This is a genomic window from Bradyrhizobium pachyrhizi (assembly GCF_029714545.1).
In the GTDB taxonomy this organism is placed as follows: Bacteria; Pseudomonadota; Alphaproteobacteria; order Rhizobiales; family Xanthobacteraceae; genus Bradyrhizobium; species Bradyrhizobium pachyrhizi.
The window spans coordinates 475,870-498,687 of record NZ_CP121667.1 but is presented as its reverse complement, the minus strand read 5'-3'; the positions used below and the strand labels follow the sequence as shown (position 1 = coordinate 498,687).

The window sequence follows — 22,818 nt, the reverse complement described above, 5'->3', positions numbered from 1 at the left end:
ATTCATTCCGCCGGGCACTGCGCGGCGAGCGCGATCGGCCGATCGAGGCGCAGGCTCCACAGCGCAAGCAACAGGCCGATTGCAGTGATGACGGCGGCCACCAGCGGCAGCGCGCCGAGGCCAAGACCGCGATCGATGGTGACGCCGCCGGCCCAGGCGCCGAGCGCGTTGCCGAGATTGAAGGCCGCGATGTTCAGGCTGGAGGCCAGCGTCCGCCCTTCGACGCCGGCGGCTTCGAGCACGCGGAGCTGCAGCGGCGCGACGGTCGCGAACGCGGCGATGCCGAGAATGAACAGCAGCACGACCGCCAATGCCTTGATCGAGACGACCGCCGTCAGCGCGACGAGCACGGCGGCGAGGCCGCCGAGCGATACCAGCAGCGCCCGCGCAAGTCCCTTGTCGGCGAGCCGTCCGCCCGCGACGTTGCCGATCGCAAGGCCGGCACCGAACACCAGCAGGATCGGCGACACCGCGGCGTCGGAGAACCCGGTGAGCCGCGTCAGGATCGGCTGCACATAGGTGAAAACCGCGAACAGCCCGCCGAAGCCGAACACCGTCATGGCAAGTCCCAGCAGCACCTGCGGGCGGCCGAGCACGGCGAGCTCCTCGCGCAGCGGCGCAGGCCTGTCGTTGGCGCCGACATGGCCGGGGACGAGCACCGCCAGCACGATGAACGCAATCACGCCGATCGCGGCCACCGCCCAGAACGCCGCGCGCCAGCCGAGCATCAGGCCGAACCAGGCTCCGAAGGGCACGCCGAGCAGGGTCGCGACCGTGAGCCCGATGAACATCGTGGCGATCGCCGACGCACGCTTGTCTTCCGGGACGAGGCTTGTCGCCACCACGGAGCCAACGCCGAAGAAGGTGCCGTGCGCCAGCGAGGTGAGAATGCGCGCCGCCATCAAAAGCCCGTAGCTCGGCGCCAGCGCACACGCCGCATTGCCGAGCGTGAAGATCGCCATCAGCGCCAGCAATACCGCCTTGCGCGGCATCCGCCGTGTTGCCAGCGTCAGGATCGGCGCGCCGACGAACACGCCGAGCGCATAGCCGGAGATCAGCAGGCCTGCCGCGGATACGGATACCTGCATGTCGGCGGCGACTTGCAGCAGCAGTCCCATGATGAGGAATTCGGTGGTGCCGATGCCAAAGGCACCGGCGGTCAAGGCAAGGACTGCAGCAGGCATGTGTCGCTCCGGACAAGAGGATTCCGCAAAGCGAGATAGCGGTCCGGGCGGGGAAGGATTAGAATGGCCGCAATCCAATCATTTGTGACGTGAATTCAAGATGGCCCGCACAGACACCAACCGCTCCGGCGAGATGGACGTATTCGTCCGCGTCGTCGATCTTGGCGGCTTCACCGCTGCCGCGAACAGCCTGCGCCAGACGCCGTCGGGCGTCAGCAAGCTGGTCTCCCGGCTCGAGACGCGGCTCGGCACGCGGCTGGTCAACCGCACCACGCGCAAGCTGCAGCTCACCGAGGAAGGCCAGGTCTTCTACCAGCGCGCCCAGCGCATCCTCGCCGATATCGACGAAGCCGAACGCGAGGCCGCCTCATGCGTGCCGCGCGGCCATCTCACCGTGAACAGCAACATCCCGTTCGGCATGCTGCATGTGATGCCGCTGCTGCCGCGCTTCATGCGCGAGCATCCCGACATCACGCTCGACATCGTGCTGACCGACACGCTGGTCGATCTGATGCAGGCACGCGCGGACATCGCGATCCGGGTCGGTCCGCTCGGCGCCTCGCGGCTGATCGCACGCAAGCTCGGCACCAGCCGCATGGTGGTGGCCGCCGCGCCGTCCTACCTCGCCCGCTTCGGCACGCCGAAGACGCCGGCCGACCTCGCCGGCCATCGCGGCATCGGCTGGACCTTTCCGCGCAGCATCCGCGGTTGGCCGTTTCGCCGCGCCGAGAAGATCGAGGAAGCGCTGCCGCCGCCGGTCGCCCGCGTCAGCGACGGCGAAGCCGCGCGTCAGCTCACGCTTGGCGGTATCGGGCTCGGAAGGCTGGCGCTGTTTCACATCGGCCCCGACATCGAGGCCGGTCGCCTGGTGCCGGTGCTGCAAAATCTCAATCCCGGCGACCGCGAGGACATCCACGCGGTCTATGTCGGTCACGCCGGCCCGCTGCCGGCGCGGGTCCGCGCTTTCATCGATTTTCTTGCGCAACACATCCGCGTCGGCGATCCCTCGCTGCGGCGCGGCGCTGATGGAAGATGGAAGGTCGTAGGCGACAAGTGAGTGTTCAATGACGCACGAGCCCCCGGCCTTCCAGTCCGTCACCGAGACGATCCGCATCGCCGCAGAGCCAAGGCATGTGTGGGACGCGATCATGGACCCCAAAGCGGGCGAGAGATGGCGCAACGCGCATTTCAGGACCGATTGGCGGATCGGCGCGCCGATCGACATCGAGGCGGAGATCGGCGCAAAGCGCTATCGCGACAAGGGCCGCGTCCTCCATGTCGAGCCGCCGATGCGGCTCGAATACTCCTATTGGTCGCGAGTCTCCGGCCTGCCGGATGTTCCGCAATCCTATGCGACGATCACGATGATGCTCGTGCCTGACGGCGGCGAAACGGTGCTGACCGTCACCCAGCAGGTGCCGCCTTCGCCGATCCGCCGCGGAAGCGGCTGGGAAATCGGGCCCGACTCAGGCGCCAAACATGTTGCCTTCTACTGGCGCATGACGCTGCCGCGCCTGAAGCAGGCGGTTGAGCAAGGACGCGCCGCGCAATAGCGCGGTCTATGCCCGCTTCAGCAGGAAGAGCTGCGTGACATAGGGGAACACCACTTCGTCGGCGTCGCCGAGACCGGCCTCGCGCAGGATATTGTCGGTTTTGTCGCGAAGAGCCGCCTTCTCCGCATCAGGCAAATTGGCGACATAGCTCGTCGATGCGATGCGCTCGAAGACGTCCCGTCGCTTCATCCGGTGCGGATGGTCCTGCACGATTTCCCTCTCAAGCACGAAGCGCGGGTCCTTCAGGATCCAGCGCCAGCGTCCGGTCCGCTGCCGGGGCGTGTCGCCCGCATAGCCCTCGATCATGACGGACAACGCCTCGACCCACGGCGTGCGATCGTCCCGGTTGTTCCAAACCAGCGCAAGCGTCCCGCCGCGATGCAGCAGTCGCGCGATCTCGGCGACCGACGCCTCGTTGTCGAACCAGTGAAACGCCTGGGCGCAGGTGACGAGGTCGACGCTGCCGGTTTCGAGATTGATCGCATCGGCGCGCGTGTTGATGACCTCCACCCCGGCTTCCCTGGACAGCCTGGCCGACATCTCGGCGACGGGCTCGACCGCGACCAGGCGCGCAGTCGCGGTCAAATGCTGCAGCAGCAGGCGGGTGAATTTGCCGGTTCCGGCACCGAGGTCGACGACGCAGCGCGCGGCCGCAAGCGGCAGCGCGGCGACAATCTCCGCAGGGTAGCTCGGTCGGCCCGCCTCGTAGGCGGCGACCGCGACACGATAATTCTCGGCAGTGGGGTTCAGTGTCATTGTTGCTTCTCCTGCGTGCCAACCATCCGCGGAACGGTATAGAGCAGCGCCTGCACAGGACTGGAAGAGCGCGCCGATTCAAAATCCGCTGAAGACCTCTCACCTTTGCGTCAGCCCCGCAGCTCCACTGCCCCCTGTTGAAGGTGCGCGCATTTTGAATAATTTGCTTCGGCGGGTTTAGCATAGCAACCTTACGCGCTTGTGGTGCATCAACATCGCAGTTCCAGGTTGCAAGTTGCGGTTGGCTGAACGACAGTCCGCGACGGCGGATGCGGTCTGTCGCGCTTGTGCGGGACAAGCCCGATCCCGCCCCGCACCGGAGCGACTATGCAGCGATCCAGGGCAGTCTTCATCACGGCTATCGTCTACGCCCTGATCGGCCTGGCCCTCGCCGGCGGCGGCATTTGGCTCGCCGCACTGGGTGGATCGCCCTTCTACATTGTCCTCGGCGTCGGCATTCTCGCCACGGCTGCGTTGTTGCTGGCGCGGCGCCATCAGGCGCTATGGCTGTTTGCGATCGTGCTGCTCGGCACGCTGGCGTGGGCCGTCTATGAGGTGCGGTTCGACTGGTGGCCGCTCGCGGCGCGTGGCGACATCATCTTCCCCATGGCACTCTGGTTGCTCACGCCGGTGATCGTTCGCGCCCTGAGACGAAGCGGGCCGGTGTCTTACATGCGCGCGACGGCGCCACTCTGGATCGGCGTCGTCGCTGGTGCGGCGGTGCTCATCGCCGGGCTGCTGTCCAGCTATCACGACATCAACGGCACGATCGCCGAGTCCGGCTCCGCCGTGCCGCAAAGCGAAGCCGACCCGCAGCCGGACGGCGACTGGCGCGCCTATGGACGCACACAATTCGGACAGCGCTATTCGCCGCTGAAGCAGATCACGCCTGACAATGTCGGCAACCTCAAGGTCGCCTGGACCTTCCGTACCGGCGACGTGAAGACACCAGACGATTCCGGGGAGACGACCTTCGAGGTCACCCCGATCAAGGTGCGCGATACGCTCTATCTCTGCTCGCAGCACCAGGTGCTGTTCGCGCTCGACGCCAAGACCGGCACGGAGCGCTGGCGCTACGACCCCAAGCTTGTGCACAACAAGACGTTCCAGCACATGACCTGCCGCGGGGTCTCCTACCATGAAACCGCGCAGGGCGCCGTCGACAGCAGCGGCAATCCGGCGCCGGCCGAATGCCCGCGGCGGATCTTCCTGCCGGTCAATGACGGACGCATGATCGCGCTCGATGCCGACAGCGGCAAGCTCTGCGATGGTTTCGCCGATCACGGCATCCTGGACCTGCAGCAAGGCATGGGGATCAAGACCGCCGGCTTCTTCGAGCCAACGTCGCCGCCGGTCGTCAGCGACAAGATCCTGGTCGTGGCCGCCGCGGTGATCGACAATTATGCGGTCGACGTGCCGTCGGGCGTGATCCGCGGCTTCGATGTCTATACCGGCAAGCTGGTCTGGGCCTGGGATTCCGGCGCGGCGGACGAGAACGCACTGCCGTCGCCGACGCGGCATTACACCAACGGGTCACCGAATTCCTGGATCACGGCCTCGTTCGATCCGAAATTGAATCTGGTCTACATCCCGACCGGGAACAACGGACCTGACATCTGGGGCGGCAATCGCGATGCGCTGGTCGAGCGCTATTCCAGCGCGATCGTCGCGCTTGACGTCGACACCGGCAAGCGCGCCTGGTCGTACCAGACCGTGCATCACGATCTCTGGGACATGGACGTTCCCTCGCAACCGAGCCTCGTCGATGTGACGACGGCCAAGGGTGTTGTTCCCGCGCTGATCCAGCCGACCAAGGTGGGCAATATCTTTGTGCTCGACCGCAGGACCGGCGAGCTGATCGTGCCGGCGCCGGAACGCGCGGTGCCGCAAGGGCCCGCGCCCGGCGACCGCTCCGCACCGACGCAGCCGTTTTCCGAACTGACCTTCCGCCCGGAGGCGAAGCTGACCGGCGCCGACATGTGGGGCGGCACGATCTTCGATCAGCTGCTGTGCCGGATAATGTTCCACCGCTTGCGCTACGAAGGCACCTTCACGCCGCCGTCGTTGCAGGGCACGCTGGTCTTCCCGGGCAATCTCGGCATGTTCGAATGGGGCGGCATCGCGGTCGATCCTGTCAGGCAGATCGCCATCGCCAATCCGATGTCGTTGCCGTTCGCCTCCAGGCTCATTCCGCGCGGCCCGCTCAATCCTCCGGCGCCGACGGCCGAGAAACCGGTCGGCAGCGAGGTCGGGGTGCAGCCGATGTATGGCACGCCGTTCGGCGTCGGTATCTCGAGCTTCCTCTCGCCGCTCTCCGTGCCGTGCTACCGGCCGCCATGGGGCTCGATGGCCGCGATCGATCTGAAGACGATGAAGATCGTCTGGCAGCATCCCAACGGCACAATCCGCGACACCACGCCGCTGCCGCTTCCATTCAAGATGGGTGTGCCGATGCTGGGCGGGCCGATCACCACGGCCGGCGGCGTTGCGTTCTACACCGGGACCTATGAGTACACGATCCGCGCCTACGATGTGCGCAACGGCAAGGTGCTCTGGGAGGATCGCCTGCCGGCCGGCGCCCAATCGACGCCGATGAGCTACGAGGCTGGCGGCAAGCAATACGTCGTCACCGCGGCCGGCGGCCACGGCTCGTTCGGCACCAAACGCGGCGACTACGTCATCGCCTATGCATTGAAGGATTGAGCCGCGTCATCGAGGCCGTCATCTTCCTTCTCCTTCGTTCTGAAAGGGGGAAGGTCGGGATGGGGGTCAGCCGCAGGCGATGCTCTCTGCGGAAGGCGCGGATCCCCACCCGCTTTGCTCTGGCGAGCAAAGCGACCTCCCCTTTCCAAGGGGAGGTGGAACTGGCCCAACTGACTAGCGCCCAGACGGGTTGGCAAATCCGGCCAAAGCCGCTAAAGGTCCGCCCCCTTTCACAGACAATCCGAGCATGACATGTCGAGCGCTTCGCCCGCCGTCTCGATTGGCGTCGATTTTGGCACCAGCAACACCGTGGTCGCGCTGTCCGACGGCGCCGGCCGCGTCGAGGCGATCCGTTTCGACCATGGCGGCCGCACGCATAGCGTCTATGTGTCCGCGCTGTGCTTCTGGGAGGAACGGCCCGGCGCCGGCCTGCATCCGCGCGCCGAGGGCGGCCCCTGGGCGATCGAGCAGTTCCTCGAGGGACGCACGATCCATCGCTTCATCCAGTCGTTCAAGACCTTTGCGGCAAGCGCGGCCTTCAACACCACCCAGATCTTCCGGCAACGCTACAAGTTCGAGGACCTGCTCGCGGCGTTCCTGCGCACGCTGACGCGCCATGCCGGCGAAGGATTCGACTTGGGCGCGCCGACCATCATGGTCGGTCGTCCGGTGAAATTTGCCGGCGGCAATCCCAATGACGAGCTCGCGATGCAGCGCTACCGGGCTGCGTTCGAGCGGCTCGGCGCCGGCCATGCGCGCTACGTCTACGAGCCGGTCGGCGCGGCGTTCTCCTTCGCGCGCACACTGGACCACGATGCCACCGTGCTGGTCGCCGATTTCGGCGGCGGCACCAGCGACTTCTCCGTGATGCGGTTCTCGCGCAAGGGCGGCGTGCTGCGCGCCGAACCGCTGGGCCACGCCGGCATCGGCATCGCCGGCGACACCTTCGATTACCGCATCGTCGACCACATCGTCTCGCCGCGGCTCGGCAAGGGCACCAGCTACCGCTCGTTCGACAAGGTGCTGCCGATTCCCAATCACTATTATTCGAGCCTTGCCCGCTGGCACCAGCTCGCGATGATGCGAGGCAATGGCGATTTGCGCGAGTTGCAGCAGCTCGCGCGCACCGCGCTCGATCCGGCGCCGCTGCACGATTTCATCACCATTGTCGACCACGATCTCGGCTTCGCGCTGTATCGCGCCGTGTCGGACACCAAGGTCGCGCTGTCGAGCCGCGACCGCGTCGAGTTCCGCTTCACCCGCGAAGGCATCGATATCGGCGCGACCGTCACGCGCGACGATTTCGAATCCTGGATCGCCGACGACATCGAACGGCTGGGTACAACGGTGGACGAGGCGCTGGCAAAGTCGGGCATCACCGCGCGCGACGTCGAGAAGGTGTTCCTGACCGGCGGCACCTCGTTCGTGCCGGCCGTGCAGCGCCTGTTCGCCGAACGTTTTGGCGCGGCGCGGCTGACTTCGGCGGATCAATTCGAATCGATCGCCTACGGCCTCGCTTTGATCGGCCACACGCCCGATCCCGACCGCTGGACCTTCGCCGAAGCCGCGTGATGGCTGGCTTCGCGCCTTGATCCCGGCTCAATAGACGACTACATCACGTCAATCATCAATCCCTGAGGATGCCGACGACCATGGATTTCACCCTGACAGCAACGCCCATCAGCCTTGCCCTCGGGGATATCCATGCCTGCATCGATCACGCTCTCTCATCTGACCCTGTCTGCGCCTGACGGCCGGGTTCTCCTTTCCAACATCGATCTGAACTTCGGACCCGAACGCACCGGCCTTGTCGGCAGGAACGGCGTCGGCAAGACGACGCTGCTCGGCCTGATCGCGAGGGTACGCACGCCGCAATCCGGCACGGTCTCGGTTCAGGGACGCGTCGGGATGCTGCATCAGACGGTTCAGCTGAAGCCGGATGAACGCGTCATCGACCTGTTCGACGCGCGCCGCGCACTGGCCGCGTTACGCCGCGCCGAACAGGGCGTTGCGAGCACTGAAGAGCTTGCGGATATCGACTGGACGCTCGACACCCGTATTGCGGCCGCGCTCGAACGCGTCGGACTGAGCGACTTGCTGGACGCGCCGCTGGCAGCGCTGTCCGGCGGACAGGCCACCCGGGCGCGCCTCGCCGCGCTGACCTTCGCGCAGCCCGACTTTCTGCTGCTGGACGAACCCACCAACAATCTCGACCGCGTGGGGCGCAAGGCGGTGATCGACCTGCTCGCCGACTGGCGGCATGGCGCCATCATCGTCAGCCACGACCGCGAATTGCTGGAGACGATGGATGCGATCGTCGAATTGACCTCGCTGGAAGCCAGGCGGTACGGCGGCAATTGGCGCCAGTACCGCGCACGCAAGGCCATCGAACTGTCGGCGGCACGACACGATCTGGCCGATGCCGAGAAGCACGTCGCCGAGATCGACCGTAACGCCAGAGAAGCCAGCGAACGGAAGGCGCGCAAGGACGGCGCAGGTGCAAGGAAGCGCGCCAAGGGTGATCTGCCGCGCATCGCCGCCGGGCTGCGCAAGGACCGCAGCGAGGACACCGGCGGCGAGAACGCCCGTCTCGCCGAACGACGGCGGACGCAAGCGCTCGAACTTGCCAGCGCGGCGCGGCAACGCATCGAGGTGCTGCAACCGTTCTCGGTGCAGCTGCCCTCGACGAATCTGCCGGCGAGCAGGATGGTGCTGCGAATCGACGCGGCCGACGTCGGCTACGGCGCGGACGCGCCGATCCTGCGCGATCTCACCTTCTCCATGTCGGGTCCGGAGCGTGTCGCGATCATTGGCCCCAACGGCGCCGGCAAGACGACGCTGCTCAAGCTCGTCAGCGGCGACCTGACCGCGGCGCGCGGCACCGTCGAGGTGATGACCCGCTTTGCGATGTTCGATCAGGCGGTCAGCCTGCTCGATGCGTCGGCCTCCATCCTGGAGAATTTCCGGCGCATCAATCCGGATGCCGACGAGAACGCCTGCCGCGCGGCGCTGGCGCGATTCATGTTCCGCGCCGATGCCGCGCTGCAGCCCGTCGCGAGCCTCTCCGGCGGCCAGCTGCTGCGCGCTGGTCTTGCCTGTGTGCTGAGCGGCGTGAGGCCTCCGCCTTTCCTGATCCTCGACGAGCCGACCAATCACCTCGATATCGAATCCTTGGAAGCGGTCGAGGCCGGCTTGCGCGCCTATGACGGCGCGCTGCTGGTCGTGAGCCACGACGAGGCCTTCCTCGAGGCCATCGCGATCACGCGCAGACTGGATCTCGCGTCGTGGAGGTGACGCGGAGAGCGGAGCAATTGCTTTTGCGCAATCGATGTTTCGAACGACGAAGATTGGTCGGGAATTGAACAGCCGAGCACGCGTCGCCTTGGGGTAGGTCGTAAGGCGCGGTGCTCGGCTGTCAGGCCGCGCGGCGGTGCGGCCATTCCGCCAGCCTCGCTTGTCCCCAAGCGCGAGGCCGTCGGAGCTGAATCTGGTCTGTTGCTAAATCCGCGCCGTCGAATGGAGCGCGTTTCTCCAAAGGGCAAATGCGACGAAGCCAGCGAGCAACAAAAAGCCGCCACCGGCCGCGATCAGGAAATGCGCGAGCGTCATCTTGGAACATCCCAATTGAAAGGCTTCATGCGGAGCGATATGCGCCGCAACCTGGCAATCAAAAGCACTTCAAAATTGATTTGCCCCGCCGGCCGCCGCCGGACAGCCCGAAAGGTGGCTGGCACTGCGCTCTGCCCACCCTTCGATTTCAGAGAGGTCGTCCAGCCACTCGGCTGTTGCCGCTCATCGTGCGGTTCGTCACACCGCTCAACTGTCACGAGGATAATCGATAAAATTTTATCGACAATCGAAACGAAAAATTAAGGTTACCGACGCCACCGCTCCAGGTTCGACCCCGGTGCCGATACCCGGTGACGATGGATGGGATTGTCGAGATCATCCTTCGGCAAGGATCGATCGCGCCCGGGGGGCTCCCGCCAAAATATCGAAAACAACCCCATGCAAAGGAGCCGGCGGCCGCCGCTTCGGCCTGAGTGGCGGTCAATTGGAGTAATTTCCTCCGGACGAAAGTTCGCAGGGCATGTCACGGTTCGACGCGCTGCCTCGCTTGCGGCCATACGCGGCGTGAAGCGGAGGCCGTTCCTGATACGGCGAACCAGTCTCCAGCAAACAGATCGTGGAAACGGGATGGCGAGGGAGATTCACGCTTTCGTCAGAGCCACCCGCGGCGGAGAGCTGGATTTCGCTACCGCGTCGGCATGGAGCACCGTGAGTTCGTCAGGATCGAAGTCGGCGAAGGCCTCGCGCACAAAGCGCAAGAATGCCGCCACGCGCGGAATGCCGGTGCTGCCGCGACGGTACATCAGGTGGATGCCGAAGCTCGGCGGGCAAGACCATTCCGGCAGCAGTCGTGTGAGCCGGCCCGACGTCAGGATGGTCGGATCGAAGCAGGCCATGTAGATGACGCCCGCGCCAGCACAGGCCGCTACGATCAGGCCTTCGCGATCCGGCGTGACGAACGAAGGACGCACCGGTATCGTCTCGAGCTTCCCCTTGCGCTCGAATTTCCAATGGTCGAAGGGACCGGTCGACCAGGCTGGACGAAACAGCAGGCAGCGATGATTGACGAGATCGGCAGGGTGCTCCGGTGCACCGAAGCGACGCACATAGTCCGGCGAGGCATACGCCGCCGGCTTGCCCTGACCTAGCCGTTGCGCGACGAGCCGAGACGGAGGAGGTTCGCCGACGTACAGCAGAACGTCGAGGTTCTCAGACTGCATGTCGCGAGGGTCCTGCGTCAGACGCGTTTCAACGAGCAACTCGGGGTGCCGATCATTCAGACTGGCCAGCCTCGGCATCAGGACATAGCGGCTGAGCGGCGCCTGCACGCCTACTCGCACGATACCGCTGACTCGCCCGCGCCTGTTCGTGAAGCCATCGGTCAGCTCGGCAATTCGGGCGACGATGTCGACAGCCCTGCGATAGACGTCGGCCCCTTCCTGGGTGAGCTTGAGCTGGCGCGTCGTCCGGTTAAACAAGGGGACCTTGAGCTCGCGCTCCAGTTCGGCAATGCCGCGGCTGACCGCCGAGGGCGTCAAGTCCATGATCCGCGCCGCCGCAGCGAAGCTGCCGCTGTCGGCCGCGCTGATCAGCATCTCAAGGCGATGACCGCGATTCAAGACGAAATCCCCCATGTGCCAGCCGGCGCCCCTATTCGTGATATTAACTCACGACTGAAATTCAGCCAAGCTGCTCGACGCGACGCGGCCTCCGTGCCTACGCTGCATCCGGAATTTGCTTGTCGGGGAAGCGTGATGCAGAAGCCTGCGTTTGCTGCGATCGCCGCATTGGCTGGCACGATGGTGACGTCGGCCAGCTTTGCCCAGACCACTGCAATGTGCGCAGGCCCGGCCGGCGCAGCGTCGTGGGCAGAAGACCGCGAAGCGGTGACCGCTGCACCAGGGAATCACAGGGTGATCTACGAAACGGCAGACCTGCGCGTGCTGGAGGTGACTGTTCTTCCGGGCGAGCGCGAAGCCTCGCATCATCATCGCTGGCCCAGCGTGATGGTGGTGGACTCGCGCCCACCCTACGTCAACTACGACAAGGATGGCAAAGTATTCCAATCGGTCGTGCAAGGGCAGCAATCGGTCGAGCTCCCGCTGATGGTCCGGCTGCCGGCTCAAGCCGAGCACGCGATCGAGAACACCGGCAACAAGCCTTTTCACGCCATCCGCATCGAATACAAGCGGCTATGTGAGCAGTGAATGCGAGCGAATTCTCACCCCCGACCGCGCAAAGCGTCGCGTGCCATGCTCGGATACCCGCTGTTCGCCGCGTCATTCCTCGCTCTCGGTTTGCACATCCTTTGCATTTCCGGCCCCGCAATGCATGCAGCGGCGAGGGAGCGCCTTGCGCAGACCATCGCGGAGGAGGATCGCGGCTTCTGCGAGCAATTCGGTACACAGTCCGGAACAGCCGGGTTCGCTGCCTGTCGCCGAGAACTGGCAATGGTTCGGCAACGTCAGGCCGAGCGCGATAGCGCCGCAGCTCTGGCTCCTTAAGGGTTCATCTCAAAATCAAGGCAGATCGAACACAGGAGAGGGATGTGATCAAGCAGTCTGCGATAGCGTTTGCTTTTCTTGTGGCAATCGTTGGGTCGGCCACGGCCCAGGTGACACGCGTGGAGGTCTACCCCATTGCGTCGGTCACGCTCGCTGATTCCGATTTCCTGGCGGGGCGCAGCAACGGCCAACCGGTGACGATCGCGGGCGAGCTGCACATCCCGAAGGCCGGCGCTGACAGGTTGCCCGCCGTTATCCTGCTCCATGGCGCGGGAGGTATGGGCGGCGTGGGCGGCTCGATCGACGAGTGGTCGAGAGCCCTCAACCAACTCGGTATCGCGACATTTGCCATCGACAGCTTTTCAGGACGAGGAATTATTTCGACCATCCTCGACCAGGCGCGGCTTGGTCGTCTGAACATGGTTGCCGATGCCTATCGGGCCCTCGACCTGCTGGCCAAGCATCCGCGAATCGACCCGCATCGTATAGCCGTGATGGGCTTCTCCAGAGGTGGACAATCGGCATTGTACTCGGCGATGAACCGATTGTATGCGACGCTCGGTCCGGCCGACAAGCTGCGTTTCGCGGCGCACGTCGCCTTCTATCCCGATTGCACGACGACGTACCGGGATGACAGCGACGTCAGCGACAAGCCCATCCGCATCCTCCACGGCACCCCGGACAATTACAACCCCGTGGCACCCTGCCGCGCCTACGTGGAGCGGCTGACGAGCGCGCACAAGGACGTCAAGCTGATCGAGTTTCCCGACGCCTATCACGTCTTCGACGCCCCGTCTCTCCGCACCCCGCTGACCTTGAAGGGAGCCGCGACGACGCGGCATTGCCAGCTCGTAGAAGCGGACGATCATCAGATCGTCAACCACGAGACGCAGAAGCCCTTCAGCTACGCCGATGCCTGCGTCGAAAAGGATCCGATGCTCGCCTACAACGAAGCTGCGAGCAATCAGGCTCACCTAATCGTTCGGGATTTCCTGACTGAGATTTTCCAGCTTAAGCCGTAGGAGCCCGCCGAAAGGCAATCGCAGCGACCCGATCTGCTTCAGTCCGAATCGTGTTGCCGCGCTCGCAATCGGGTTGAGCGCTCCTTCAACAGGATCAAACAGTATCGTCGGGTGGCGACGCGCGGCGAAAGCTTTGCCACCAACTCCCTTGCCTTCGTTCAACTTGCGTCAGTCGGGCTAGGGCTGCGCCTTGATTGGTCCGCGCCCCAGCATGCCGAAGCGGATCGCGGAAGCTGAATCCAAGGAAGCAGCCCGCAAAAGCCGGGCGTGTTTTTGCAGGATTCGCGCGTCCGCGAACGGCTCAATGATGGCAAATTCACCGGTCGCGCGACCCACCGGGTCTGCACCGAGGTTCTCCACCGTCCGAAATCCGGTGGACCGAGAAACGCCCGGCTCTATTGGGTTTTCGCACGTCGCGATCAAATGGCGGAGAGGGAGGGATTCGAACCCCCGATAGGCTTGCACCTATGCCGCATTTCGAGTGCGGTGCATTCAACCACTCTGCCACCTCTCCGATGGCCCGGGTGATTTGCGCCACCCGCGGTCGGGGCGTGTTCTAGGCGAGGATGGCGGGACAGACAAGGCGCTGCAATAATATTTCCGTCACCCGTGCCTCGTGCCACCGAAGCACCGGGATACGCCAAGAAAGCGCGCGGAAACAAAGCGCTAGCAGAACGGTTCTGGTTCGATCTGCGCGCGGGCGAACCAGCCGGAGCAGGAGCGGGCCATGGAGCATGTGACGATTCGAGCCAATGGTGCGGCGTTCCACGTCGCGCGGACCGGGAGCGGCAAGCCGCTGCTGCTGCTGCACGGCTGGCCGGAATTCTGGCTGACCTGGAAGCCTGTCATGGCGCGGCTCGCCGGCCGCTACACCCTGATCGCCCCCGACCTGCGCGGCTTCGGCGACAGCGACAAGCCGCACGGCGCGTATGGCCCCGATCAGCATACCGACGACATGCTGGCGCTGCTGGACGCGCTCGGCGTCGACAAGGCCGGCGTGGTCGGCCACGACGTCGGCGGTGCCGTGATGCAGCCCCTCGCCCGCAAGGCGCCCGAGCGCATCGCCGGACTATTTTTCTTCGATTTCGTCTATCCCGGCATCGGGCCGCGGATGGCCGCGCCCGACCGGCTGAACCACATCTGGTACCAGTCGTTCCACCAGATGGAGATGGCGCCCGCGCTGGTCGGCGCCAGCAGAGACAGCTGCCGCACCTATATCGGCCATTTCCTGCACCACTGGTCGCACCGCAAGGCCGCGTTCGACGACGTGATCGACGACTTCGCCGACAATTTCTTCAAGCCCGGCAATCTCGCCGGCGGCTTTGCGCATTATCGCGCGTCACATGCGGCGCGCGTGAAGATGATGCACGGCGAAGCCCCCATGCTGCCGCCGATCACTGTGCCGACCTGCATCCGCTGGGCCGAGCACGATCCGCTGTTTCCCTATGCCTGGACCGACCGGCTGGGGGAGACCTTCTCCAATCTGGATCTGAAGATGTTTCCCGATGTCGGGCATTTCCCGCATCGCGAGGACCCCGACCGCGCGGCCACCGAGATCGCCGGCTTCTTCGAGCGGATCAATTGGAAGTAGAAGTGGTGGGACCGCCAGGACGCGACAAAAACTGGCGGTCCCGTGCCGCTTCTTAATATTGCTGGCCGGGAAGTGCGGCTTCGCCGGTCGGCGGGAGCGACACGGGCCACGGTAGCGACCGACGCCGAAACGGCAACGCGAACCCGATCTTAACCTAACCGATCAACCTTACCGCGCGTAGTCCGGGGCCGCTGTAATCACGGATGAATTTGTCCCGGATTGCACGGAGCCCGTCATCGGGCGCGCGTTCGCGCGACCCGTTGGCTTCATCCGGGCGTCGCACGTTCCACCCCCCCTTGAAAAGGGGAGATCGCTTGCTCGCCAGAGCAAAGCGGGTGGGGATCTGCTCTCTCCGCAAACAGCATCGCCTGTGGCTGACCCCCATCCCGGCCTCCCCCTTTCAGGGGGAAGGAGAAGGCAGACCGTAGCCCGGATGGAGCGCGCGCGATCGCTGCAGCCCGCGCGGCTCAGGCGTCGGCCTTCTTGGCTTTTTTGGCCTTTTTCTCGCTCTTTTCGCTCTCGTCGTCCTTGTCTTTCTTCTCGGCCTTCTTCTCGTCCTTGCCGTTCTCCCGCTTGCGATTGGTGTAGCGGGCATTGCCAAGCCCGGTTCCGATCGTCAGCACGCCCCAGCGCGCGACGTCCTGCATGAACGGGACCTCGGCCAGTCCCTGCACCACGCCGTCATTATGCATCACGATCGCGGTGTCATGATCGCCGATCTGCGGGATCGCCTCGACCAGGCTCGCCGGCAAGTTGAATTTGCTGCTCTCCCAATTGCCGGGCAGGTTCTGCGCCCCCTTTTCGATCGATCCGTCGTCATTGATGACGCCGGGACAGGCGATGCCGATGAACGGCGCGAGCTTGAGATTCTCCTTCTCGGCGGCGGCAATCAACTCCTTCAGCATCTTCACCAGCCGCTTCACCGCACCCTCGCGCGTCGGCTCGTCATCGGCGTGGCGCCATAGCTCCGATTTCCAGACCGCCGCCTTGGAGAGATCGGGCGCCTTCTTCCAGCGCGTCTCGACAACGCCGCAGCGGATATTGGTGCCGCCGATGTCGACGGCGAGGACGCCGTCATGGGCCTCGAAAATCCACGATGGCGCGAGATGCAGCGTGCCGATCAGGCCGGCATCGTCGGGGTGAAAGCGGATCGGCACCATGTCGACCTTGAAATCCTCCGACTTCAGGATGATCTCGGTGCGCGCGATGGCGAGTTCGCCGAGCCTGGAGTCGCGGAAGCCGCCGCCGACCACGATGCGCTCGGTCCTGGCCCAGGCCTTGGTGTTGAGGAAGCGCCGCGTCACATAGGCAAGCTCCTGGGCAAACTCCTCGATCGCGCTGTGCACGACCGCGGAGGCCTCGGTGTCGTCGCCGACCAGCAGCTCATCGAGCTTCTTCTTGCTGATCTTGTCCGACGGCTCGTCGCCGAACGGGTCTTCGTCGGATTTGCGCAGCGGCTTGCGCCAGCGGTCGAGGATCTTGCGGAACGCGCCCTTGGAGGCGCGATCGCCGAGAAAGCCCTCGTCGTCCTTCAGCTCGATGTTGAAGCTGTCAATGTCGACAGACGGCAGCCGCGCGGCACCGTGGTGCGCGATGCCCGTGGTCAATCCAGTGTCTTCGGCCATTTGCCCGTGCCTGCCCGCTTGAGGTCGGGTCGTTAACGGCGGGGAACCCGATTGGTTGCTTGCGCGCCGGCCCCATTCGATGGACGGAATTGCCGACGAAACCGGCTCCACGGGTGCGGCGGACACCCTGGGCCAGCCCGTGCCAGACCATCCGTCGCCAGAGCGGACCGCGACCCGGGCGCAGGCTTGAGTCGCCAATCCGGGCCAAAACCATGCCAAACCCTTCATTTTTGGCCGGTTTTTGCCCTGCTTTACCTTGACTCTCGGTCGTTTACGGCTATAAGTCCCCCATCCGGCGCGGGGATTTCTCGCGCCGATCGTTTTTGTGCGGACCATTTGGGAATTCATTCCCTTCGCACGAGACACGCAACCCATAGCGACTGAACAAAAAGCCGACCCGGGCGAACCGTCCGAGGCCGGGATCGAACACGAAGGAATCAAACGATGTTCGCAGTCATCAAAACCGGCGGCCGGCAGTACCGTGTCGTTCCGAATGATGTACTCGAGATAGGCAAGATCGCCGGCGATGTCGGCACGATCGTGCAGCTTGGCGAAGTTCTGGTGCTCGGCGGTGACACGCCGGTGCTGGGAACGCCCACCGTGGCAGGCGCGTCCGTTGCAGCCGAAGTGCTGCAGCACAAGCGCGGTGACAAGGTGATTGCGTTCAAGAAGCGTCGCCGCAAGAATTCACGCCGCAAGCGCGGCTATCGGGATGAGCTCACGGTGCTTCGCATCACCGAGATCCTCGCCGATAACGCCAAGCCGACCGTCGGCCCGCGGCCGAAGAAAGAAAAGGTCGCAGCGCCCGCCGATGGCGAGGACGCCGCGCCGAAGGCGGCCAAGAAGAAGGCGCCCGCAAAGGCGCCGGCCGCCAAGAAGGCTCCGGCCAAGAAGGCCGCGGCCAAGGCTTAAGAAGAAGTGATCGTCGCGCTTTCAGATGTGAAGCGTGACAAAACGTGAAATGATTCCGTCAAGGAATTGATCTAGAGATCAAAGCGAAGTCGGAGACGAGCCATGGCTCACAAAAAAGCAGGCGGTTCATCGCGTAACGGACGTGATTCCAAAGGCAAGCGCCTTGGCATCAAGGCGTTCGGTGGCGAGCGCGTGATCCCCGGAAACATCATCGCGCGTCAGCGCGGCACCACCTGGCATCCCGGCCTTAATGTCGGCATGGGCACCGACCACACTCTCTTCGCCAAGATTGAGGGTCATGTCGAGTTCCGTGCCAAGGCCAACGGCCGCACATTCGTATCGGTTATCCCGATGGCGGAAGCGGCCGAATAGACGGTGGACACATACGAGTCCGCCGGGTCCTGTTGAACCGGCGGAGTCGCAAAGGGCTCCAAGGGGAGGCGGGATAACCGGCCTCCCCTTTTTGTTGCGCGCGTTCCACTTCGACCGCGCGTGACGTTCCAAGCGTTGCGTACCGATTTTTTCGCATCACAGGAGCTCGACATGTTGCAGGACATCCCGACGCCGACCTTGCGCGAGGCAAGAGCTTGCGTCCTCGAGACCGAACGGCTGACATTGCGCAAGCCGACGCTCGCGGACGTAAAAGCAATCGCACGCCTCGCCAATGACCGCCGCATCGCGGAGAACACCCGCCGCCTGCCGCATCCCTATACCCAGGATGATGCCATCGACTTCGTGCGTGCGCTCGGCGCCGGCGGACGCGAAACCGTTTTCCTGATCGAGAACAATCACACGCCGATCGGCATGGTCGGCATCGACTGGCGCGAGGAGACGTCGGCCGAACTCGGCTACTGGCTCGGCGTCGACTATTGGGGCCAGGGTTTCGGCACCGAGGCCGCACGCGCGGTGATCGATTACTTCTTCGAGGAGTTCGATCTCGACCAGCTGATCTCGGGCGCCCGCGTCGTCAATCCGTCGTCGCGCAATATCCTCGAGAAGTGCGGCTTCCAGTGGGGCGGCGTCGAGCTGCACCGCTTCGAGGCGCTGGGCTCGTCGAGCCCGGTCGACTGCTTCCGCCTGTCGCGCGGCGTCTGGACATCGCTGAAGCGCTGGAACAACTCGACCCGGCGGGAGAGCTGAGTCTTCTGATCTTCACCCTCCCCTGGAGGGGAGGGTCGACGCGAATGCAATGAGCGGCGGGGTGGGGTGACGGTCTCTCCACTCGGGGGCTGCCCGTGTTGAGAGATCACCCCACCCCGTCTCACATTTCGCTACGCTCAATGTGATCCAACCCTCCCCCTCCAGGGGAGGGTGAGAATCAGGCCGGCGGATTCACCGCGGAGTCCGTGCGTCCAAGCTGCTGTTCGCGCACGAAGATGTAGAGGCCGGCCGCGATGATAACAGCGGCACCGACGATGGTGGCCCAGGACGGCACGTCGCCGAACACTACGAAGCCGAAGATCACCGCCCAGACGATCATCGAATACTGGTAGGGCACCACCACGCTCGCCGGCGCGAGTTTCAGCGAACGATTGACGCAAAGCAGCGCCGCGACCGAGATGATGCCGGCGGTGAAGAACAGCGCGAGGCTGCCGGCTGACGGCGTCACCCAGCCGAACGGCGAGAGCACGAGGCCCAGGATGAAGGTGCCGCCGAATTGCGACGTCGCCAGCACGATATCGGGGGTCGCGCGCAGCGAGCGCGTGATCAGCATCAGCACCGCAAACGACAGGCTGCCGCCAAGCGCGATCATCGCCGGCCAGCTGATCGTCTGGGCCGACGGCCGGAGCGCGATCAACACCCCGCAGAAACCGACCAGGATCGCGGTCCAGCGCCGCCAGCCGATATGCTCGCCGAGCACGAGGCCCGACATCGCGGTGACGAAGATCGGTCCGGCCAGATAGTAGGTGATGACGTCGGCGAGCGGCAGATAGACGGTCGCCAGGAAGAACGCCGCAACCTCCACCGTCGACAGCGTGACCCGCAGCAATTGCAGCCACGGCCGTTCCAGATGCAGAAAATCCGCGCGCCGCTGCCATACGATCGGCAACAGCACGAGCAGCGCCGCGCAGGCGCGCAGCCACAGCAATTGCCCGACCGAATAGGTGGCGACGATGAATTTGCCCATCGCGTCGCCGAACGAGAACATGAAGATCGACAGCAGCATCAACCCGATGCCGGCGAGCCGCGCCGATCGATCGTCGTAGGAGGACAGCTTTGCGAACAGGCTCATGAATCGACTTGCGCTTTCTTTTGTCGGGCCTGGCCAGGGACGGCGTCGCTTCCGCTCGCCTATGCCCGAGTCGTCAGGTTTTAAAGGCGTGGATGCCCGGGACAAGCCCGGGCATGACGAATTGAACGGATTGCCGCACCTGCGCCGCTGCGATACCGGTAGCTCATCCGGCAACAAAAAGAGCAGGAAACGCCGCATGAGCGAATTCGACCCCACCCAGCATCGCATGGTCCCCGCGCAGCGCTGGTTCGAGGATTTCGTGCTCGGCGAGCGCTTCGTGATTCCGAGCCGGACCCAGACCTCGGCGGTGTTCGCGGCGTTCCAGACCGCCAGCGGCGACACCCATCCGATCCATTACGACGTCGAATATTGCCGCGCGCGCGGCATGCCTGATCTGCTCGCCCACGGCCTCCAGACCCTGGTGCACACCGCGCCCGGCGCCGGATTGTTTCCCTATGTCGTGGAGGAATCGCTGATCGGCTTCCTCGAGCAATCGAGCAAGTTCCTGAAGCCGGTCTATGCCGGCGATACCATCTACCCCTCGCTGGAGGTGATCGAGCTGTCACCGGGTAAGACCACCGGCGTCGTGACGCTGCGCTCGACCGTGCACAACCAGCGCCGCGAGCTGGTGCTGGAGGGGATGCAGAAATTCCTGGTCCGGCGCAGACCCGGCTAGGAGCGTGATCCAGAAAAGTGTGAAGCGGTTTTCCCCCGCGACGAACGCATAGCGTTTGCGCGGAGATCATGCTCAAACAAGGAGCTTGGGCCGTAAAAAGGCCCGAAAATTAAGGCTTTTCGCTGAAGTCAGGGCCTTTCCGGGTTGCCGCCGCGGCCACCCTGCCCTAACTAGTGAAAATCATGAAATTCCTCGATGAAGCCAAGGTCTATATTCGCTCGGGCGACGGCGGTAACGGCTGCGTCGCGTTCCGGCGCGAGAAGTTCATCGAGTTCGGCGGTCCGTCCGGCGGCAATGGCGGCCGCGGCGGCGACGTCATCATCGAGTCCGTCGACGGACTGAACACGCTGATCGACTATCGCTACCAGCAGCACTTCAAGGCGCAGAAGGGCGGCAATGGCATGGGCAAGGACCGCCATGGCGCCAACGGCAAGTCGATCGTGCTGAAAGTGCCGGTCGGCACCCAGGTGTTCGACGAGGACCGCGAGACGCTGCTGCACGACTTCACCGAGCTCGGCGAGACCTTCGTGCTGGCCAAGGGCGGCAATGGCGGCTTCGGCAACGCGCATTTCAAATCCTCCACCAACCGCGCGCCGCGCAACGCCAATCCCGGCGCGCCGGGCGAAGAGCGCTGGATCTGGCTGCGGCTCAAGCTGATCGCCGATGCCGGGCTGGTCGGCCTGCCCAATGCCGGCAAATCGACCTTCCTGTCGGTGGTCAGCGCGGCGCGGCCGAAGATCGCCGACTATCCCTTCACCACGCTGCATCCGCAGCTTGGCGTGGTGAATTTCGGCGGCCGCGAATTCGTGCTCGCCGACATCCCCGGGCTGATCGAAGGCGCGCATGAAGGCGCCGGGCTCGGCGACCGCTTCCTCGGCCATGTCGAGCGCTGCCGCGTGCTGCTGCATCTGGTCGATGCGACATGCGAGCATGCCGGCAAGGCCTACAAGACGGTGCGCACTGAGCTCGAAGCCTATGAGGGCCAGCTCGCCGACAAGATCGAGATCGTCGCGCTCAACAAGATCGACGCGGTCGCGCCCGACGAACTGAAGAAGCAGAAGGACCGCCTCAAGCGGGCGGCGAAGAAGACCCCGCTGTTGCTGTCAGGCGCGACCGGCGAAGGCGTGCAGGATGCGCTGCGCGCGCTGGTCGACGTGATCGGCGAGGCGCCGGTGTCCAACAAGGCCAAGGGTCAGGCGGAGCCGTGGGCGACGCCGGTGCCGCAGGGTTGAACGGCACACATCGATTTTCCGAGCCACCTCGTGGCGCCTCTTGCTTCCACCTCCCTGCCAGACCGAACCCATGAAACGCCCCGCGCTCAAGAACTTTCGCCGCATCGTCGTCAAGGTCGGCTCGTCGCTGCTGGTCGATTCGCAGGCCGGCGAGGTGCGCGCGTCCTGGCTCGCCGCGCTGGTCGACGACATCGCAAAGCTCCACAAGCGAGGCTGCGAGGTCATGGTGGTGTCGTCGGGCTCGATCGCGCTCGGCCGCAGCCGCCTGAAGCTGCCGCGCGGCCCGCTGAAGCTGGAAGAGAGCCAGGCCGCCGCAGCGGTCGGCCAGATCGCGTTGGCGCGGATCTGGTCGGAGGTACTCGGAGATCACGGCATCGGCGCCGGGCAGATCCTGGTGACGCTGCAGGACACCGAGGAGCGCCGCCGCTATCTCAACGCGCGCTCGACGATCGCCAAGCTGCTGGAATGGGGCGCGGTGCCCGTCATCAACGAGAACGACACGGTCGCCACGACAGAGATCCGCTATGGCGACAATGATCGCCTCGCCGCCCGCGTCGCCACCATGGCGAGTGCGGATCTGCTGATCCTGCTGTCGGATATCGACGGCCTCTACACCGCGCCGCCCGCGGTCGATCCCGACGCCAGGCTGATCCCGGTGGTCGAAAGCATCACCTCGGAGATCGAGGGGATGGCCGGCTCGGCCGGGTCCGAACTGTCGCGCGGCGGCATGACCACCAAGATCGAAGCCGCGAAGATCGCGACCACGGCCGGCACCCACATGCTGATCGCCTCCGGCAAGATCGAGCATCCGCTTGCTGCGATCGCCGATGGCGGCCGCTGCACCTGGTTCCTGACCCCCGCCAATCCCGTTACCGCGCGAAAACGCTGGATCGCGGGCTCGCTCGAGCCGAAGGGCACGCTGACCATCGATGCCGGCGCGGTCGCGGCGCTGCGCGCCGGCAAGAGCCTGCTGCCGGCCGGCGTGATCCGGGTCGACGGCCAGTTCGCCCGCGGCGATGCCGTGGTGGTGCGCGGCCCCGACACCCATGAGATCGGCCGCGGCCTGGTCGCCTACGACGCCGAGAACGCCGAGAAGATCATGGGCCGCTCCTCGCCCGATGTGATGGCCATTCTGGGCATCAGCGGCCGATCCGAGATGATCCATCGCGACGACCTTGTGATCGGCCCGGCCGGGGCGATCCCGCCCAAATAGGCCCAAATAACTTGCTGGGCCGAGCGGGCGGCCTGCCGCCCACC

At 64.8% G+C, this 22,818-nt stretch carries 20 protein-coding genes, 1 tRNA gene and 1 pseudogene; 15 read left to right on the top strand and 7 right to left on the bottom strand.

Going from position 1 to position 22,818, the window contains the following annotated elements; translation table 11 throughout:
- Positions 1-2 precede the first annotated feature (2 nt).
- Positions 3-1,184 carry an MFS transporter gene (locus tag QA639_RS02335; RefSeq protein ID WP_283089086.1) on the bottom strand — a complete coding sequence of 394 codons (1,182 nt, stop codon included), beginning with the start codon at positions 1,182-1,184 and terminating at the stop codon, positions 3-5.
- Between the two features lie 100 nt (positions 1,185-1,284).
- Here QA639_RS02335 and QA639_RS02330 point away from each other — a divergent pair, with 100 nt between their 5' ends.
- Complete coding sequence (locus QA639_RS02330) at positions 1,285-2,241, top strand: LysR family transcriptional regulator (RefSeq protein WP_283089085.1); 957 nt, start codon at positions 1,285-1,287, stop codon at positions 2,239-2,241.
- A gap of 7 nt (positions 2,242-2,248) precedes the next feature.
- Entirely contained in the window at positions 2,249-2,737 is a 489-nt protein-coding gene (locus tag QA639_RS02325; protein WP_283089084.1) for an SRPBCC family protein, read from the top strand.
- 6 nt (positions 2,738-2,743) lie between these two features.
- Here QA639_RS02325 and QA639_RS02320 read toward each other — a convergent pair whose 3' ends face one another.
- Entirely contained in the window at positions 2,744-3,493 is a 750-nt protein-coding gene (locus QA639_RS02320; protein WP_283089083.1) for a class I SAM-dependent methyltransferase, read from the bottom strand.
- Positions 3,494-3,820: 327 nt separating this feature from the next.
- On the opposite strand from QA639_RS02320, the gene QA639_RS02315 reads away from it, so the two are divergent.
- The 3 genes from QA639_RS02315 to QA639_RS02305 all read left to right on the top strand — a co-directional run bounded on the left by QA639_RS02315 (position 3,821) and on the right by QA639_RS02305 (position 9,490).
- On the top strand, positions 3,821-6,196 hold the full coding sequence (locus QA639_RS02315) for a glucose/quinate/shikimate family membrane-bound PQQ-dependent dehydrogenase (protein WP_283089082.1): 2,376 nt from the start codon (positions 3,821-3,823) through the stop codon (positions 6,194-6,196).
- Between the two features lie 252 nt (positions 6,197-6,448).
- Entirely contained in the window at positions 6,449-7,768 is a 1,320-nt protein-coding gene (locus QA639_RS02310; protein WP_028336344.1) for an Hsp70 family protein, read from the top strand.
- Positions 7,769-7,900: 132 nt separating this feature from the next.
- On the top strand, positions 7,901-9,490 hold the full coding sequence (locus QA639_RS02305; protein WP_283089081.1) for an ABC-F family ATP-binding cassette domain-containing protein: 1,590 nt from the start codon (positions 7,901-7,903) through the stop codon (positions 9,488-9,490).
- Positions 9,491-10,407: 917 nt separating this feature from the next.
- Here QA639_RS02305 and QA639_RS02300 read toward each other — a convergent pair.
- A complete protein-coding gene (locus QA639_RS02300) occupies positions 10,408-11,385 on the bottom strand; it encodes a LysR family transcriptional regulator (protein ID WP_283089080.1) in 978 nt (325 codons plus the stop codon).
- Between QA639_RS02300 and QA639_RS02295 the strand changes: the two genes are divergently transcribed.
- From QA639_RS02295 to QA639_RS02285, 3 genes and pseudogenes are all read left to right on the top strand, one after another.
- Positions 11,371-11,973, top strand: coding sequence for a cupin domain-containing protein (locus QA639_RS02295; protein ID WP_283089079.1), 603 nt, complete (start codon positions 11,371-11,373; stop codon positions 11,971-11,973). The two genes, QA639_RS02300 and QA639_RS02295, sit on opposite strands and share 15 nt — an antisense overlap.
- A 341-nt stretch (positions 11,974-12,314) precedes the next feature.
- A complete protein-coding gene (locus QA639_RS02290; RefSeq protein WP_283089078.1) occupies positions 12,315-13,292 on the top strand; it encodes a dienelactone hydrolase family protein in 978 nt (325 codons plus the stop codon).
- 4 nt (positions 13,293-13,296) lie between these two features.
- Positions 13,297-13,529 (top strand): annotated as a pseudogene (locus QA639_RS02285) (hypothetical protein); the annotation flags it as partial.
- Here the strand turns inward: QA639_RS02285 and QA639_RS02280 are convergent.
- Both QA639_RS02280 and QA639_RS02275 read right to left on the bottom strand, forming a co-directional pair.
- A complete protein-coding gene (locus tag QA639_RS02280; protein WP_283089077.1) occupies positions 13,470-13,652 on the bottom strand; it encodes a hypothetical protein in 183 nt (60 codons plus the stop codon). The pseudogene QA639_RS02285 and the gene QA639_RS02280 sit on opposite strands and share 60 nt — an antisense overlap.
- 64 nt (positions 13,653-13,716) lie before the next feature.
- Positions 13,717-13,806, bottom strand: a tRNA-Ser gene (locus tag QA639_RS02275).
- A gap of 213 nt (positions 13,807-14,019) precedes the next feature.
- Between QA639_RS02275 and QA639_RS02270 the strand changes: the two genes are divergently transcribed.
- Positions 14,020-14,883, top strand: coding sequence for an alpha/beta fold hydrolase (locus QA639_RS02270; protein WP_283089076.1), 864 nt, complete (start codon positions 14,020-14,022; stop codon positions 14,881-14,883).
- Positions 14,884-15,350: 467 nt separating this feature from the next.
- Here QA639_RS02270 and QA639_RS02265 read toward each other — a convergent pair whose 3' ends face one another.
- Positions 15,351-16,508, bottom strand: a complete 1,158-nt coding sequence (locus tag QA639_RS02265) for an ROK family protein (RefSeq protein WP_283089075.1) — start codon at positions 16,506-16,508, stop codon at positions 15,351-15,353.
- A 444-nt stretch (positions 16,509-16,952) separates the two neighbouring features.
- Here QA639_RS02265 and rplU point away from each other — a divergent pair, with 444 nt between their 5' ends.
- From rplU to QA639_RS02250, 3 genes are all read left to right on the top strand, one after another.
- Positions 16,953-17,420, top strand: a complete 468-nt coding sequence (gene rplU / locus QA639_RS02260) for a 50S ribosomal protein L21 (protein WP_050386439.1) — start codon at positions 16,953-16,955, stop codon at positions 17,418-17,420.
- A gap of 102 nt (positions 17,421-17,522) precedes the next feature.
- Positions 17,523-17,792 (top strand): 50S ribosomal protein L27, encoded by a 270-nt coding sequence (rpmA, locus tag QA639_RS02255; RefSeq protein ID WP_028336337.1) that lies wholly within the window; start codon positions 17,523-17,525, stop codon positions 17,790-17,792.
- Positions 17,793-17,963: 171 nt separating this feature from the next.
- Positions 17,964-18,560: a GNAT family N-acetyltransferase gene (locus tag QA639_RS02250; protein WP_028336336.1), complete on the top strand. Its 597-nt coding sequence runs from the start codon at positions 17,964-17,966 to the stop codon at positions 18,558-18,560.
- Between the two features lie 178 nt (positions 18,561-18,738).
- Here the strand turns inward: QA639_RS02250 and QA639_RS02245 are convergent, their stop codons facing one another.
- The gene (locus QA639_RS02245; protein ID WP_028336335.1) at positions 18,739-19,653 is read right to left on the bottom strand and encodes a DMT family transporter; all 915 of its coding nucleotides are present in this window, start codon (positions 19,651-19,653) and stop codon (positions 18,739-18,741) included.
- A gap of 196 nt (positions 19,654-19,849) precedes the next feature.
- Here QA639_RS02245 and QA639_RS02240 point away from each other — a divergent pair, with 196 nt between their 5' ends.
- From QA639_RS02240 to proB, 3 genes are all read left to right on the top strand, one after another.
- A complete protein-coding gene (locus tag QA639_RS02240; protein ID WP_283089074.1) occupies positions 19,850-20,329 on the top strand; it encodes a MaoC family dehydratase in 480 nt (159 codons plus the stop codon).
- A 182-nt stretch (positions 20,330-20,511) separates the two neighbouring features.
- Positions 20,512-21,561 carry a GTPase ObgE gene (obgE, locus tag QA639_RS02235; protein WP_028336333.1) on the top strand — a complete coding sequence of 350 codons (1,050 nt, stop codon included), beginning with the start codon at positions 20,512-20,514 and terminating at the stop codon, positions 21,559-21,561.
- Between the two features lie 70 nt (positions 21,562-21,631).
- The gene (gene proB, locus QA639_RS02230) at positions 21,632-22,774 is read left to right on the top strand and encodes a glutamate 5-kinase (RefSeq protein ID WP_028336332.1); all 1,143 of its coding nucleotides are present in this window, start codon (positions 21,632-21,634) and stop codon (positions 22,772-22,774) included.
- The last annotated feature ends 44 nt before the right edge of the window (positions 22,775-22,818 follow it).